We start from the raw sequence: 13,463 nt of genomic DNA on the forward strand, positions 1-13,463 counted from the left end.
GGCCACCGCCCCTGCTGGTCCCGGCCCCTGCCGGGGTGGGCTCAGTCGTCTTCGCCGTGGCCGTGGCCGTGGCTGTCGTTGTCGTCGTTGTCGTCGTTGTCGGTGTTGATGCAGGCGCTGCCGTCGTCGTTGTGCGACAGGACCGGGATGGCGATGACGTTCAGCTCGATCTGGCAGAGGTTGATGTTGCTCGCCAGGTCGGAGTCGTTGCCGAAGTTGATGAGGCCGAACTGGTCGGCGACGGTGTCGTCCTCGTCCTCCTCGAAGTAGGAGTTCAGCTCGCCGATGGAGGTGTTGTTGCCCCAGCCCTTGTCGTGCTCGTAGGGCTCACCGGCCACCGCGAACGCGGGCGACCCGAGCATCATGAGGCCGGCCGCGACTGCGGCGATGGTGCCTGCCTTCTTCAGCACTTCGCTCTCCTCTATCCGTGGGTTTCCCCGGTGGTCCGCTCTCACCCGAAACGCGTATGCGGGTTCGTCGCGGGCAAACTATCGAATTTCGGCCCCCGACCCGATGGCTCTAACACCATTGTGTGATGGACCTCGGAGGACTTGTCGCCCGTTGAGGTGTTCTTCTCGCGTTCGATTCGCGGCTCGCCGTGGCGCTGTGGTAAATCGGGCGGTCATCTCGTATCGTCCCCGGCCGTGGACGGCGAGGCGATCGTGCGGGAGTACCTGCTGCTCGGGCTGAGGCTCGGGAAGCTGGCGCCCGGCCTGGTGGACTCCTTCACCGGCGACCGCGCGCTGCGCCGCCGGGTCGACGACGAGCCGCGGCCGCACCCGGCCAACCTGGCCGACCGCGCCGCGGTGCTGCGCCGCGAGCTGGCCCGGGTCGACGACCTGGAGCCGGTGCGCCGCCGCTTCCTGGAGGCGCACCTGACGGCCGTCGAGACCACCGCGCGCAAGTTCGCCGGCGTGCGGGTCGGCTTCGTGGACGAGGTGCGCGCCTACTTCCAGGTCGACGTCGAGCCCGGCCACCCCGACACCTACCGCCGCGCCCACGCGGCGCTGGACGAGCTGCTGCCCGGCGGCGGCCCCCTGGCCTCGCGGCTGGCCGACCACCGCGCGCTGGACGAGGTGCCGCCGCGCCTGCTGGCCCCCGCCGTGCACGCCCTGTCCAGCGCGCTGCGCGACCGCGTCCGCGAGCGCTACGCGCTGCCGCCGGAGGAGGTGGTCGAGTACGAGGTCGTCACCGACAAGCCGTGGAGCGGGTTCAACTACTACCTGGGCGGCTTCCGCTCGCGGGTGGCGATCAACGCCGACCTCGGCCACCGCGTGTCGAACCTGCCCCACCTGGTCGCCCACGAGTCCTACCCCGGCCACCACACCGAGCACTGCCGCAAGGAGGTCGGCCTGGTCGGCGAGCGCGGCCACGCCGAGCAGGCGCTGTTCCTGATCAACACCCCGCAGTGCCTGATGGCCGAGGGCATGGCCGAGCTGGGCCTGCACGCCGCGGTGGGCCCGGGGTGGGGCCGCTGGACCGAGGAGATCGTGGCCGACCTGGGCCTGCGGGTGGACGGCGAGCTGACCGAGCGCGTCGAGGGCGCGCTGGCGGGGCTGCTCACCGTGCGCCAGGACGCCGCGCTGATGCTGCACGACCGGCGCGCCCACCCGGACGACGTGGTCGACTTCCTGCGCCGCTGGCTGCTGGTGCCCGAGCGGCGGGCGCGGCACATGCTGCGCTTCCTCGGCGACCCGCTGTGGCGGGCCTACACCACCACGTACGTGGAGGGCGTGCGGCTGGTGCGGGCCTGGTTGGACCTGCGGTCACCGTCCGACACTCTGAGTGACCGCTACCTGAGGCTGCTGGACGAACCGCTGGTGCCGCTGACCCTCCGGCAGGAGGTGGCGGCGGGTGTGCCCCGGCTGCCCCGGAACTGAGCGCGGCCGCCCCACCCGCGTCCGGCGCAACGGTCCTGATCTGCGTGGACCACGCCGCGTTACGCCGAGATGACGCCACGCGCTCGGGCAGGCGCACCCGTGCCGGGCATCTTTCGCCCGTTTTGCCGCGAGGTGACGAATTGACGAATCACCTGTGTGGCTGCCTGCATAAGAGGGACTGCGGAGGTAACTTCCGGTTGGCGGGACGCGTCCACTGCGGCCCGCGCAGGGAGGCCCTGATCGTGGCTGTTGCGAGCGCGAGGGGGCCGGCACCCGGCCTTCGTGGCCGGTGCGCCTGAGCGAGTGAGGCGGACCGGCCGATCGGGGTGGTGCCTGGCCCAGCGAGGAGCGGACGCGGGTGCCGCGTTCGCGAGGAGTTGCCGTGAACGCACGACGACCCGCGAGCCGTTCCTCAGGCTCATCGCGCAGCACGTCCCGGCGCCGCGGTGCGCCGACTGTTCACACGTACGTGGTGGACACCTCCGTCCTGCTCTCCGACCCCCTGGCCACCACGCGGTTCGCGGAGCACGAGGTCGTGCTGCCGCTCGTGGTGATCAGCGAGCTGGAGGGCAAGCGGCACCACCCCGAACTGGGCTGGTTCGCCAGGGAGGCGCTGCGCCTGCTCGACGACCTCCGGCTCAAGCACGGCAGGCTGGACAGCCCGGTGCCCATCGGCGACCTCGGGGGCACCCTGCGCGTCGAGCTCAACCACTCCGACCCGGAGGTGCTGCCCGCGGGTTTCCGCACGGACTCCAACGACGCCCGGATCCTGGCCTGCGCGCTCAACCTCGCGGCCGAGGGCAACGCCGTCACGCTGGTCACCAAGGACATGCCGCTGCGCGTCAAGGCGGGCGCGGTCGGCCTCGCGGCCGACGAGTACCGGGCGCAGGACGTCGCGCTGTCGGGGTACTCCGGCATGTCCGACGTGGACGTCGACCAGTCCGTGGTGGACGCCCTGTACCGCGACGGCTCGGTCGACCCGGTGCCGTTCGACCTCGCGCACGTGGCCGAGCTGCCCTGCCACAGCGGGTTGCGGCTGCTGGCGGGCACGTCGAGCGCGCTGGGCCGGGTCACCCCGGACAAGCGGGTCAAGCTGGTGCGCGGCGACCGCGAGGCGTTCGGCCTGCACGGCCGCTCCGCCGAGCAGCGGGTGGCGCTGGACCTGCTGCTGGACACCGAGGTCGGCATCGTCTCGCTGGGCGGACGGGCCGGCACCGGCAAGTCGGCGCTCGCGCTGTGCGCGGGCCTGGAGGCGGTCATGGAGCGCCGCCAGCACCGCCGGGTCGTGGTCTTCCGCCCGCTGTACGCGGTGGGCGGGCAGGAGCTGGGCTACCTGCCCGGTTCCGAGACCGAGAAGATGCAGCCGTGGGCGCAGGCGGTGTTCGACACCCTCGGCGCGCTGGTCAGCCAGGACGTGCTCGAGGAGGTCATGGACCGCGGCATGCTGGAGGTGCTGCCGCTGACCCACATCCGGGGCCGGTCGCTGCACGACTCGTTCGTGATCGTGGACGAGGCGCAGTCGCTGGAGCGCAACGTGCTGCTGACCGTGCTGTCGCGGCTGGGCGCCAACTCGCGGGTGGTGCTGACCCACGACGTGGCGCAGCGCGACAACCTGCGGGTCGGGCGGCACGACGGCGTGCTGGCGGTGATCGAGAAGCTGAAGGGCCACCCGCTGTTCGCGCACGTCACGCTGACCAGGTCGGAGCGCTCGCCGATCGCGGCGCTGGTGACCGAGATGCTGGAGGACTACACCCTCTGACGCGCCGGTGACGAGGGGCCCGCCGCGCGCCGGCGGGCCCCTCCCGCGTCAGTCGAGCGCCCGGCGCAGGAACCCGCGCACGCCCAGCGCGCCGAACCCCGCGATCGAGGCCACCAGCACGACCAGGCACACCCAGAGCGGCATGTGCGGCACGTGCGGCGCCAACTCGGCGCGCATCCCCTCGCTGATGTAGGTCAGCGGGTTGAGCGCGCACAGCACCTGGAACCAGCGCAGGTCCTCGCTCAGCGCGCGCCACGGGAACTGCGCCGACCCGGTGAACAGCAGCGGCGTCAGGATCACCGCGAACATCACGTTGATGTGCCGCGACGAGACCGACGTGCCGACGACCATGCCGACCGCCGCGCCCGCCAGCGAGCCGAGCACGATCACCAGCAGCGCCGGGAGCAGGCCGGACGCGGGCCAGGTGACGTCCAGCATCGCGAACCCGATCGGGATCATCAGCACCGCCGCGAGCAGGCCGCGCAGCGCGCCGAACACCATCTTCTCCACCGCGACCAGCGGGATCGGGATCGGCGCGAGCAGCCGGTCCTCGATCTCGCGGGTCCACGAGAAGTCCAGCACCAGCGGCAGGGTGGTGTTCTGGAGCGCGCCGAGGAACCCGTTCATGGCCACGATGCCGGGCAGCAGCACGGCGGCGAAGTCGCCCTGGACGAACCCGATGTCGCCGAGCACCTTGGCGAAGATGAACAGGGTGAAGAACGGCTGGACGATCACCTGGGCGAGGAAGCTGGGCAGCTCCCGGCCGGTGACGAAGACGTCGCGCCACAGGATGGCGTTGAACGTGCGCAGCGAGGTCATCGCAGCTCCCTGCCGGTCAGGTGGATGAACACGTCCTCCAGGCTCGGCTTGCCGATCGCCAGGTCGTCGACCCGCGTGCCGAGCCGTTCCAGGGCGTGGAGGACCTCGGGCAGGGCCGCGGCGGGCGCCACGTCGGTGTAGAGGCGGAACAGCCGCGGGCCGCCCGGCTCCGCGTCCCCGGTGGCGACCTGCTCGACCCGCTCCACCCCGCCGACGGCCGCCAGCGCGTCGCCGACGGTGCCCGGCCCGGCGCCGTCGAGGGTGACCGAGACGCTCAGCGTGGCGCTGCCCGGCAGGGTCCTGGTCAGCGCGTCGGGGGAGTCGAGGGCGAGGAGCTTGCCGTGGTCGACGATGCCGACCCGGTCGCACAGCTTGTGCGCCTCGTCCATGTCGTGGGTGGTGAGCACGACCGTGACGCCGTCGGCGTGCAGGGCGGCGACCCGGTCGTGCACGAACAGCCGGGCCTGGGGGTCGAGGCCGGTCGACGGCTCGTCCAGGAACAGCACCTTCGGGCGGTGCATCAGCGCCCGCGCGATCATCAGCCGCTGCGCCTGGCCGCCGGACAGGTTGTCCACCAGGCTCTTGGCGTGGCCGGCGAGGCCCATGCGCTCCAGCACCTCGTCGGCCAGCCGCTTGCGCTCGGCGCGCCCCAGGCCGTGGTAGGCGGCGTGGAACAGCAGGTTCTGCCGGACGTCGAGCGCCCGGTCCAGGTTGTTGCGCTGGGGCACCACGGCCAGCAGCTGCCGCGCCCGCCGGGAGTCCCCGACCACGTCGACGCCTTCCACCAGGGCCGTCCCCGACGTCGGCCGCACCCTGGTGGTCAGCACCCCGACGGTGGTCGTCTTGCCCGCCCCGTTGGGGCCGAGCAGGCCGAACACCTCACCTCTCCGGACCGTGAACCCGAGACCGCCCACGGCCGGCGCCTGACCGCTTTTGTAGACCTTGACCAGATCTTTCACCGATACGGCTGCGTCCACCCGAGCAGCGTAGGGCGACGGCCAACGGTTTTCATCACCAGCCCGACGGCAGCGGCCTGCCCTCGGCGAACCCGGCGGCGCTCTGCACGCCCAGGGTGGCCTTGGCGTGGAACTCCTCCAGCGTCTGCGCGCCCGCGTACGTGCAGGCGGAGCGGACGCCCGCGGTGATCGAGTCGAGCAGGTCCTCCACGCCGGGCCGCTGCGGGGCCAGCCGCATCCGCGAGGTGGAGATGCCCTCCTCGAACAGGCCCTTCTTCGCCCGGTCGAACGCGTTGTCGGTGCGGGTGCGGGCGCTGACGGCCCGCTTGGAGGCCATGCCGAAGGACTCCTTGTAGAGCCGGCCCTGCTCGTCGCGCTGGAGGTCGCCGGGCGACTCGTAGGTGCCCGCGAACCAGGAGCCGACCATGACGCTCGCGGCGCCCGCGGCCAGCGCGAGGGCCACGTCGCGCGGGTGCCGGACGCCGCCGTCGGCCCACACGTGCTTGCCGAGCGCGCGGGCCTCGGCGGCGCACTCGGTGACGGCCGAGAACTGCGGGCGGCCCACGCCGGTCATCATCCGGGTGGTGCACATGGCGCCGGGGCCGACGCCGACCTTGACGATGTCCGCGCCCGCCTCGACCAGGTCGCGGACGCCCTCGGCGGTGACCACGTTGCCCGCGACCACGGGCACGGCCGGCCCGGCCTCGCGGACGGCCTTGAGCGCGGAGACCATCTTCTCCTGGTGGCCGTGCGCGGTGTCCACCACCAGCGCGTCCACGCCGGCCGCCAGCAGCGCCTCGGCCTTGGCGGTGACGTCGCCGTTCACGCCGATCGCGGCGACCACCCGGAGCCTGCCCGAGGCGTCCAGGGCGGGCTGGTAGACGTCGGCGCGCAGCGCGCCCAGGGCGGTCAGCACGCCGCGCAGCCGGCCCTGCCCGTCGACGCCCAGCGCGACGTGCTGCGCGCCGCCGGTCAGCGCGTCGAACACCTCGCGCGGGGCGGTGTCCATCGGGAGGGTGGTGACGCGCGGGTCGGCCACGTCGTGCAGGCGCGTGAAGCGGTCCACGCCGGAGCACGCGGCCTCGTCCACCACGCCCACCGGCCGGCCGTCGCCGTCCACGACGACGACCGCGTTGTGCGCCCGCTTGTGCAGCAGGTTGAGCGCGTCCGCGACCGAGTCGCCCGGGGCGAGCGTCAGGGGGGTGTCCCACACCGGGTGGCGGTCCTTGACCCACCCGACGATCTCGGCCACCGCCTCGGGCGCCACGTCCTGCGGCAGGACCACCAGGCCGCCGCGCCGCGCCACCGTCTCGGCCATCCGCCGCCCGGCCACCGCGGTCATGTTCGCGACGACGACGGGGATGGTGGCGCCCGTGCCGTCCGAGGTCGACAGGTCGACGCCGAACCTCGACTCCACGGCCGAGCGGCCGGGCACGAGGAACACGTCGTCGTAGGTCAGGTCGTAGCTGGGCCGATGCCCTTCGATGAATCGCACGAAGAGTTGACGATACCCGTCGGAGGGCCCGCCCGCCCTGGTCGTGCGCACAGCACCCGGGTGTCCTCAGGCGCCTCCGGTGGTGCTTTCCGACAAACCGGGGCCGGGCAGCAGGGCCCGCACGGCGTCGATGGTGTCGGCCTCGCCCGGGTCCTTGTCCGGCCGGTAGCGGACCACGCGGGCGAACCGCAGCGCCACGCCGCCGGGGTAGCGGGGGCTGACCTGCACGCCGTCCAGCTCGATCTCGACGACCAGCTCGGGGCGGACGGTGACCAGCCAGTCGTCCCGCTCGGTCGCGCGGGCCAGGAGCTCGCGGGTCTGCCAGGCCAGCAGCTCGTCGGTCAGGCCCTTGAACGTCTTGCCGACCATGACCGGCGGGCCGCCGTCCGGGTCGCGGGCGCCCAGGTGCAGGTTCGACAGCAGGCCGCGGCGCCGGCCGCTGCCCCACTCGACGCCGGTCACCACCAGGTCGAGGGTGTGGACCGGCTTCACCTTCTGCCACGCCCGGCCGCGCCGGCCGGCGGCGTAGGCCGAGTCCAGGGACTTGACCACGACGCCCTCCTGGCCGGCGGCCAGCGCCTCGTCGAGCACGGCGGCGGCCTCCTCCCCGGTCGGCCTCACCCGACCGGGGATGACGTGGTCGCCGGCGACCTCGCGCAGGGCGTCCAGCCGGGCGCGCAGCGGCTCGTCGAGCAGGTCGCGGCCGTCCAGGTGCAGGCAGTCGAAGAAGAAGGGGCTGAGCAGCAGCTCGCGGACGTCCCGGGCGCCGAAGCGGCTCATCGTCTCCTGGAACGGGCGGGGCTTGCCGTCGTCGGTGAGCGCCAGCGTCTCGCCGTCCAGCACGACCGAGTCGCACGGCAGGCCGCGGACCAGTTCGACCAGCTCGGGCACGGTCCCGGTGACCTCGCGCAGCGTGCGCGTGAAGACGCGGACGACGTCGCCGTCCCGGTGCACCTGGATGCGCGCGCCGTCGAGCTTGTGCTCCACGGTGACCTCGCCCAGCTCGGCCAGGGCGTCGGGCAGGGACTCGGCGGGCGAGGCCAGCATCGGCCGGACCGGGCGGCCCACCTCCAGCCGGAACGCCGCCAGCGCGGCCTCGCCGGTCAGCGCGGCGGTGGCGGTCGCGGTGAGGCTGCCCGAGAGCATGAACGCCCGCCGCACCACCTCGCCGGGCACCTCGGCGGCCTTGGCGATCGCGTCCAGCATCACCCCTTCGAGGGCGCCCTGCCGCAGCTCGCCGGTGAGCAGGCGCTTGAGGAAGTCCTGCTCGGCGGCGGTGGCCCGGGAGAACAGGTCGCGCAGCGCCGCGACCCGCCGCGCCGCCGAGCCCTTGCCGCCGATGGCGGCGTACGCGCCCAGCGCCCCGTCCACATCGGACACCGTGAGCGAGGGGCCGGCGGCGGGCGGCACGTCCAGGTCGACCACCGTCCGCCAGCCCGCGCCGATGCGGCCCTGGCTGGGCGCGCCGACCAGGAACGACACCACGGCGGGCGTGCTCGTCACCTCGGCGGGCGCGCCCGCCCGGCGGATGAGGTCGGCCAGGGCCCCGACCTTGGCCAGGCGGGAGCGCGTCGCCCCCACGGCGGCGGACGTCTCGACGACTTCGGTGAACAGCACGCCCACCATGGTGCACCGGACCACCGACAAAGGCCGGTCGGCGAGGGCCCCGGGGGCCGGACGCCGAACTCGGGGGTGCCGGGCGCATGACTCGCCCGGCCGGAGCGCATGACTCGCGGGTCGCGGGCGCATGACTCGCGCGGTCGGAACGCATGACTCGCGGGTGCCGGGCGCATGACTCGCGCGGTCGGAACGTACGACACGGTGGGTCTGGGCGTACGACTCGCGGTGTCCGGGTGGAGGACTCGCGGGGTTAGGGGGTGCCCTTGGCCATGCGCAGGACGTCCAGGGCCTCGTCCAGTTGGGGTTCGGTGAGCTTGGTGGGGACGTGGCCCCGTTCCAGGACCACCTCGCGGATGGTCTTGCGCTCCTTGAGGGACTGCTTGGCGATGGAGGCCGCCTCCTCGTAGCCGAGGTAGCGGTTCAGGGGGGTGACGATGGAGGGGGAGGACTCGGCGTACTCGCGCATCCGGTCCACCTGCGGCTCGGCGCCGACGAGGACCTTGTCGGCCAGGAGGCGGGAGACCGCGGCCAGGAGGCGCGACGACTCCAGGACGTTGCGGGCGATCACCGGGAGCATCACGTTCAGCTGGAAGTTGCCCTGCGAGCCGGCGAACGCGACCGTGGCGTCGTTGCCGATCACCTGGGCGACCACCATCATCACCGCCTCGGGGATCACCGGGTTGACCTTGCCCGGCATGATCGACGAGCCCGGCTGGAGGTCCGGCAGCGCCAGCTCGCCCAGGCCGGTGCGGGGGCCGGAGCCCAGCCAGCGCAGGTCGTTGGCGATCTTGTAGAGGCCCACGGCGGTCGCCCGGAGCTGGCCGGAGACCTCGACCACGCCGTCCTGGGTGGCCTGGGCCTCGAAGTGGTCGCGCGCCTCGGTCAGCGGCAGGCCGGTGACCTCCGCCAGCTCCGCCGAGACGGCCGTGCCGAAGCCCGCCGGCGCGTTCAGGCCGCTGCCCACGGCCGTGCCGCCGATCGGCAGCTCCGCCAGGCGGGGCAGCGACGCGGTCAGCCGCTCGACGCCGTTGCGCACCTGGGTGGCCCACGCGCCCACCTCCTGGCCCAGGGTGACCGGCACGGCGTCCATCAGGTGCGTGCGGCCCGACTTGACCAGCGACGTCCAGTCGGCGGCGCGCGCCTCCAGGACCTCCGCCAGGTGCTCCAGGGCCGGCACCACGTCGCGCGCCACGGCCTCGGTCGCCGCGATCCGCAGGGTCGTCGGGAACGTGTCGTTGGACGACTGCGAGGCGTTGACGTGGTCGTTCGGGTGCACGTCCCGGCCGAGCGCCCGGCTCGCCAGGGTCGCGATCACCTCGTTGGCGTTCATGTTCGACGAGGTGCCCGACCCGGTCTGGAACACGTCCACCGGGAAGTGCGCGTCGTGCTCGCCCGCGGCCACCTCGTCGGCGGCGGCGGCGATGGCGCCGGCCACTTCGGGTTCCAGCACCCCCAGCCGCTCGTTCACCCGCGCGGCGGCGGCCTTGAGCAGGCCCATCGCCCTGATCTGCGCCCGCTCCAGGCCGCGCCCGGAGATCGGGAAGTTCTCCACCGCGCGCTGAGTCTGCGCACGCCACAGCGCGTCGGCCGGCACCCGGACCTCGCCCATGGTGTCGTGCTCGACGCGGTACTCCTGTTCACCCATGACACCGAGTTTGGACCGCCTTGCCTAACTGGGCACAGTGGCGCGGAACACCTATGGTCGTCGTCATGGACCTTGAGGTCGACCTGCTCATCGTCGGTGCGGGCCCCACGGGGTTGTTCGCCGCCTACTACGCGGGCTTCCGGGACCTGTCCGTCGCGCTGGTCGACGCGCTGCCCGAGGCGGGCGGCCAGATCACCGCGATGTACCCGGAGAAGATGATCTTCGACGTGGCCGGGTTCCCGGCCGTGCGCGGGCGCGAGCTGGTCGACGGGCTGGTGCGGCAGGCCGACCAGTGGAAGCCGACCTACCTGCTCGGCCGCCAGGCCCGCACGCTGTCCACTGTGGACGACCGGCTGCACGTCGGCCTGGCCGACGGCGCGGTGGTCAAGGCGCGCTCCGTGCTCATCACGGCCGGCATCGGCGAGTTCAAGCCGCGACCGCTGCCCGCGGGCGACGGCTGGCTCGGCCGGGGCGTGGTCCACTTCGTGCCCGCCCTCGCCGCGCACACCGGCCAGCACGTGGTGGTCGTCGGCGGCGGCGACTCGGCGTTCGACTGGGCGCTGGCCCTGGCCCCGATCGCGGCGAGCGTCACCGTGGTGCACCGCCGCGCCACCTTCCGCGCCCACCCGCCGACCGTGCGGCAGGTGCGCGACCTCGGCGTGCCGATCATCACCGACGCCGAGGTGCTGGAGCTGCGCGGCGACCCCGAGCTGGCCGAGGTGGAGCTGGGCCTCAAGGGCGGCGGTCGCGAGGTGCTGCCCGCGCAGGCCGTGGTCGCCGCGCTGGGCTTCACCGCCGACCTCGGGCCCATCGAGTCGTGGGGCCTGGAGCTGGACCACCGGGCGGTCCTGGTGGACACCACCATGCGCACCGCCCGCGAGCGCGTCTACGCGGCGGGCGACGTCGCCCAGTACCCCGGCAAGGTGAAGCTGATCGCCACCGGGTTCGGCGAGGCCGCCACCGCGGTCAACAACATCGCGGTGCTGCTCAACCCGGAGGCGCACCTGTTCCCCGGCCACTCCAGCAACGCCGGGTGACCGCCGCGGCGGTGGTCGTGGCGGTCCTGGTGCGGGCGGACCTCGCGGTCTTCCCGGTGCCGGGCAACGCGCTGTCCCAGCCGCCGAACCCGGCCCCGGCGACGTGACGGGGTCCCCGCCCCCCGCGGAGGGGACGGGGACCCGATACCGGAAGGGTCAGGCCACCACCTGCACCTGCTCGCCCGGGAACAGGTTGTCGTAGAACGTCAACGACTCCTGCGGGCCCAGTCGCACGCAGCCGTGCGACTTCTGCGAGGTGTCACCCTGGTGGAACGCGATGCCGCTCGTGGTGAAGTACACCGAGTTGGGCATCGGCCCGTTGTAGGGAACGCTCCAGTCGTCCTTCACCTTGCGCAGCACCGGGTACGTGCCGACCGGGGTCTCGTACCCCGGCATGCCGTGGGACACCGCGACGGGCCCGTAGCTGGCACTCCCGTTGTAGATCAGCCACGCCTGGTTGGTGGACAACTTCACGCACGCGCCGTTCGCGATGGAGCACGGCGTGCCGGTGGAAGCGTTGGCGGGGGCCGCGAGGCCGAAGGACAAGGCCGCCGCGGCCGCTGCGACTGTCGCAGTACCGAGCGTCTTCTTCATCTCGAATCACCCCTCGCCCGTTCGGCTACCCCGGGGTAGGTGTGACCCAAACCGCTCACATTCTCAAGCGGTCACCTGGACCTGGGCGCCGACCTGGAGGGTGTCGAAGTACTTCGAGGCGGCCTCACGTGACAGGTGGACGCACCCGTGCGACGGCTCGGTGAGGCTGCCCTCGTGGAACGCGATGCCGTTGCCCACGAAGTAGGTGGAGAACGGCATGGGCGCGTTGTAGGGGCGGCTCCAGTCGTCGCGGACCTTCCACAGCACCGGGAACGTGCCCACCGGCGTCTCGTAGCCGGGGCGGCCGGAGGTGATCGGCACCGGGCCGTAGCTCACCCGGCCGCCGCTGATCAGCCAGGACTCCTTGGTGGACAACCGCACGCACGCGCCGTCGGCGATGTCGCACGGGGTGCCGGGCACGGTCATCGGCGGGGGCGGCGGCGCGGGCTGGGGCCGCGGTGTGGTCGTGGTGGGGGCCGGTTCGGCGGGCTCGGGCGACGGCTCGGGCTCGGGGGCGGGCGACGCGGGCGACGCCGTCGGGTCGGCGGGCGCGGACACCGCTGGGGAGTCCGAAGTGGACGGTGTTGGCGCGGCGGCCGGTCCGCCCGTGGCGCAGGCGGTGGTCAGGAACGGGACCACCGCCAGCGCGGCCAACGCGGTCAGTGTCTTCTTGCGCATCGCGCACCCCCGGGTTCGTGCTGGTGACACCCTTGGTGACGCCCCCGTGGCGCGCTTCGTTGCAGTCCGGTCGATAACGAATGGGGAAGGGCCGCCCCACCCGGAGGTGGGACGGCCCTCGAACGGCGGTGCGGGTGCGGCGGTCAGACCGCGCCCGCGTACTGGCCGATCCACGAGCGGAACGCCGGCACGTCCATGTAGATCGACGGGGCGGTGGCGCAGGTGGAGCTGTTGTTGCCCGCGCGGCTGGTGGCGCCGATCAGCTGCCACGTGCCGTTGACCGACTTGATCTGCGGGCCGCCCGAGTCGCCGTAGCAGGCGCCCGCCCGGCCACCGGGGTTGTTGGTGCAGATCTCGTACGAGCCGTAGATGCCCAGGCAGCTGCCGTCGGACACGATCGAGGTGTTCAGCTCCTGGAGCGTGACCGGCGCGCCGCAGCCGCCGGCGGGGGCGCAGGTCTGGCCCCAGCCGATGATGCGGGTGGCGGTGCCGACCGCGCCCGAGGACGACGCCACGGCGATCGGCGTCTGGCTCACCGACGTGGCCAGGCGGACCAGCGCGATGTCGTAGCTGGGGTGCGTGACGACCTGGGCGCCCGACGCGACCGTGCCGCCGCTGGTGCGGTTGGTCGTGCCGATGCGGGCCCGGATCGACGACGCCGACCGGCCCTGCACGCAGTGCTTGGCCGTGACCACCCAGTTGGCCTTGATCAGCGAGCCGCCGCAGAAGTGGCTACCCGAGGTGCTCTGCAGGGACACCATGAACGAGTAGGTCTGCGTGGCGTTGCCGCCGCCCACGATGAACGGGGTGACCTCGCCGTCCGCCGCCGGGGCCGCCGCCGCCCCGGCCGCGCTCGCGAGCGCCGCGCCGATCGCCACCGCGAAGGCGGTGAACAGGGTACGTACCTTCATCGCTTCCTCTCCGCCGCCGACGCAGGGTTGTCGGCGACAGATCGGAAACTAGGGATGAACGCAGCGTGA

12 protein-coding genes are annotated in these 13,463 nt (G+C 73.1%); 3 read left to right on the forward strand and 9 right to left on the reverse strand.

Features of this window, described 5'->3' with window-relative positions:
• Nucleotides 1–41: 41 nt before the first annotated feature.
• Entirely contained in the window at nt 42–410 is a 369-nt protein-coding gene (locus tag ACFV4N_RS14360) for a hypothetical protein (RefSeq protein ID WP_499672965.1), read from the reverse strand.
• A gap of 234 nt (nt 411–644) precedes the next feature.
• Between ACFV4N_RS14360 and ACFV4N_RS14365 the strand changes: the two genes are divergently transcribed.
• Both ACFV4N_RS14365 and phoH2 read left to right on the forward strand, forming a co-directional pair.
• Nucleotides 645–1,880: a DUF885 domain-containing protein gene (locus tag ACFV4N_RS14365; protein ID WP_499672966.1), complete on the forward strand. Its 1,236-nt coding sequence runs from the start codon at nt 645–647 to the stop codon at nt 1,878–1,880.
• Between the two features lie 469 nt (nt 1,881–2,349).
• Nucleotides 2,350–3,639 carry an RNA 5'-3' helicase PhoH2 gene (gene phoH2, locus ACFV4N_RS14370; protein WP_499672967.1) on the forward strand — a complete coding sequence of 430 codons (1,290 nt, stop codon included), beginning with the start codon at nt 2,350–2,352 and terminating at the stop codon, nt 3,637–3,639.
• A 48-nt stretch (nt 3,640–3,687) separates the two neighbouring features.
• Here the strand turns inward: phoH2 and ACFV4N_RS14375 are convergent, their stop codons facing one another.
• From ACFV4N_RS14375 to ACFV4N_RS14395, 5 genes are all read right to left on the reverse strand, one after another.
• A complete protein-coding gene (locus ACFV4N_RS14375; RefSeq protein WP_499672968.1) occupies nt 3,688–4,458 on the reverse strand; it encodes an ABC transporter permease in 771 nt (256 codons plus the stop codon).
• Nucleotides 4,455–5,435, reverse strand: a complete 981-nt coding sequence (locus ACFV4N_RS14380; protein ID WP_499672969.1) for an ABC transporter ATP-binding protein — start codon at nt 5,433–5,435, stop codon at nt 4,455–4,457. Before ACFV4N_RS14380 ends, ACFV4N_RS14375 begins: the two co-directional genes overlap by 4 nt.
• A 34-nt stretch (nt 5,436–5,469) precedes the next feature.
• Entirely contained in the window at nt 5,470–6,909 is a 1,440-nt protein-coding gene (locus ACFV4N_RS14385; RefSeq protein WP_499672970.1) for a GuaB1 family IMP dehydrogenase-related protein, read from the reverse strand.
• Nucleotides 6,910–6,975: 66 nt separating this feature from the next.
• On the reverse strand, nt 6,976–8,526 hold the full coding sequence (locus tag ACFV4N_RS14390) for an ATP-dependent DNA ligase (protein WP_499672971.1): 1,551 nt from the start codon (nt 8,524–8,526) through the stop codon (nt 6,976–6,978).
• Between the two features lie 253 nt (nt 8,527–8,779).
• On the reverse strand, nt 8,780–10,174 hold the full coding sequence (locus ACFV4N_RS14395; RefSeq protein WP_499672972.1) for a class II fumarate hydratase: 1,395 nt from the start codon (nt 10,172–10,174) through the stop codon (nt 8,780–8,782).
• A gap of 65 nt (nt 10,175–10,239) precedes the next feature.
• On the opposite strand from ACFV4N_RS14395, the gene ACFV4N_RS14400 reads away from it, so the two are divergent.
• Nucleotides 10,240–11,211, forward strand: coding sequence for an NAD(P)/FAD-dependent oxidoreductase (locus tag ACFV4N_RS14400; RefSeq protein ID WP_499672973.1), 972 nt, complete (start codon nt 10,240–10,242; stop codon nt 11,209–11,211).
• A gap of 156 nt (nt 11,212–11,367) precedes the next feature.
• Here the strand turns inward: ACFV4N_RS14400 and ACFV4N_RS14405 are convergent, their stop codons facing one another.
• The 3 genes from ACFV4N_RS14405 to ACFV4N_RS14415 form a co-directional block, all read right to left on the reverse strand.
• Complete coding sequence (locus tag ACFV4N_RS14405) at nt 11,368–11,685, reverse strand: L,D-transpeptidase (RefSeq protein WP_499672974.1); 318 nt, start codon at nt 11,683–11,685, stop codon at nt 11,368–11,370.
• A 183-nt stretch (nt 11,686–11,868) separates the two neighbouring features.
• The gene (locus ACFV4N_RS14410) at nt 11,869–12,483 is read right to left on the reverse strand and encodes a L,D-transpeptidase (RefSeq protein ID WP_499672975.1); all 615 of its coding nucleotides are present in this window, start codon (nt 12,481–12,483) and stop codon (nt 11,869–11,871) included.
• A 143-nt stretch (nt 12,484–12,626) separates the two neighbouring features.
• Nucleotides 12,627–13,394 carry a S1 family peptidase gene (locus ACFV4N_RS14415; RefSeq protein ID WP_499672976.1) on the reverse strand — a complete coding sequence of 256 codons (768 nt, stop codon included), beginning with the start codon at nt 13,392–13,394 and terminating at the stop codon, nt 12,627–12,629.
• Nucleotides 13,395–13,463: the final 69 nt, after the last annotated feature.

Origin of the sequence: Actinosynnema sp. NPDC059797 (assembly GCF_042732085.1) — a bacterium.
Taxonomy (GTDB): Bacteria; Actinomycetota; Actinomycetes; order Mycobacteriales; family Pseudonocardiaceae; genus Actinosynnema.

What these genes read in the sequence shown, in the direction of transcription:
- ACFV4N_RS14410 (WP_499672975.1), bottom strand. Translation starts at nt 12,483, where the DNA reads ATGCGCAAGAAGACACTGACCGCGTTGGCCGCGCTGGCGGTGGTCCCG.
- ACFV4N_RS14375 (WP_499672968.1), bottom strand. Translation starts at nt 4,458, where the DNA reads ATGACCTCGCTGCGCACGTTCAACGCCATCCTGTGGCGCGACGTCTTC.
- ACFV4N_RS14415 (WP_499672976.1), bottom strand. Translation starts at nt 13,394, where the DNA reads ATGAAGGTACGTACCCTGTTCACCGCCTTCGCGGTGGCGATCGGCGCG.
- ACFV4N_RS14395 (WP_499672972.1), bottom strand. Translation starts at nt 10,174, where the DNA reads ATGGGTGAACAGGAGTACCGCGTCGAGCACGACACCATGGGCGAGGTC.
- ACFV4N_RS14400 (WP_499672973.1), top strand. Translation starts at nt 10,240, where the DNA reads ATGGACCTTGAGGTCGACCTGCTCATCGTCGGTGCGGGCCCCACGGGG.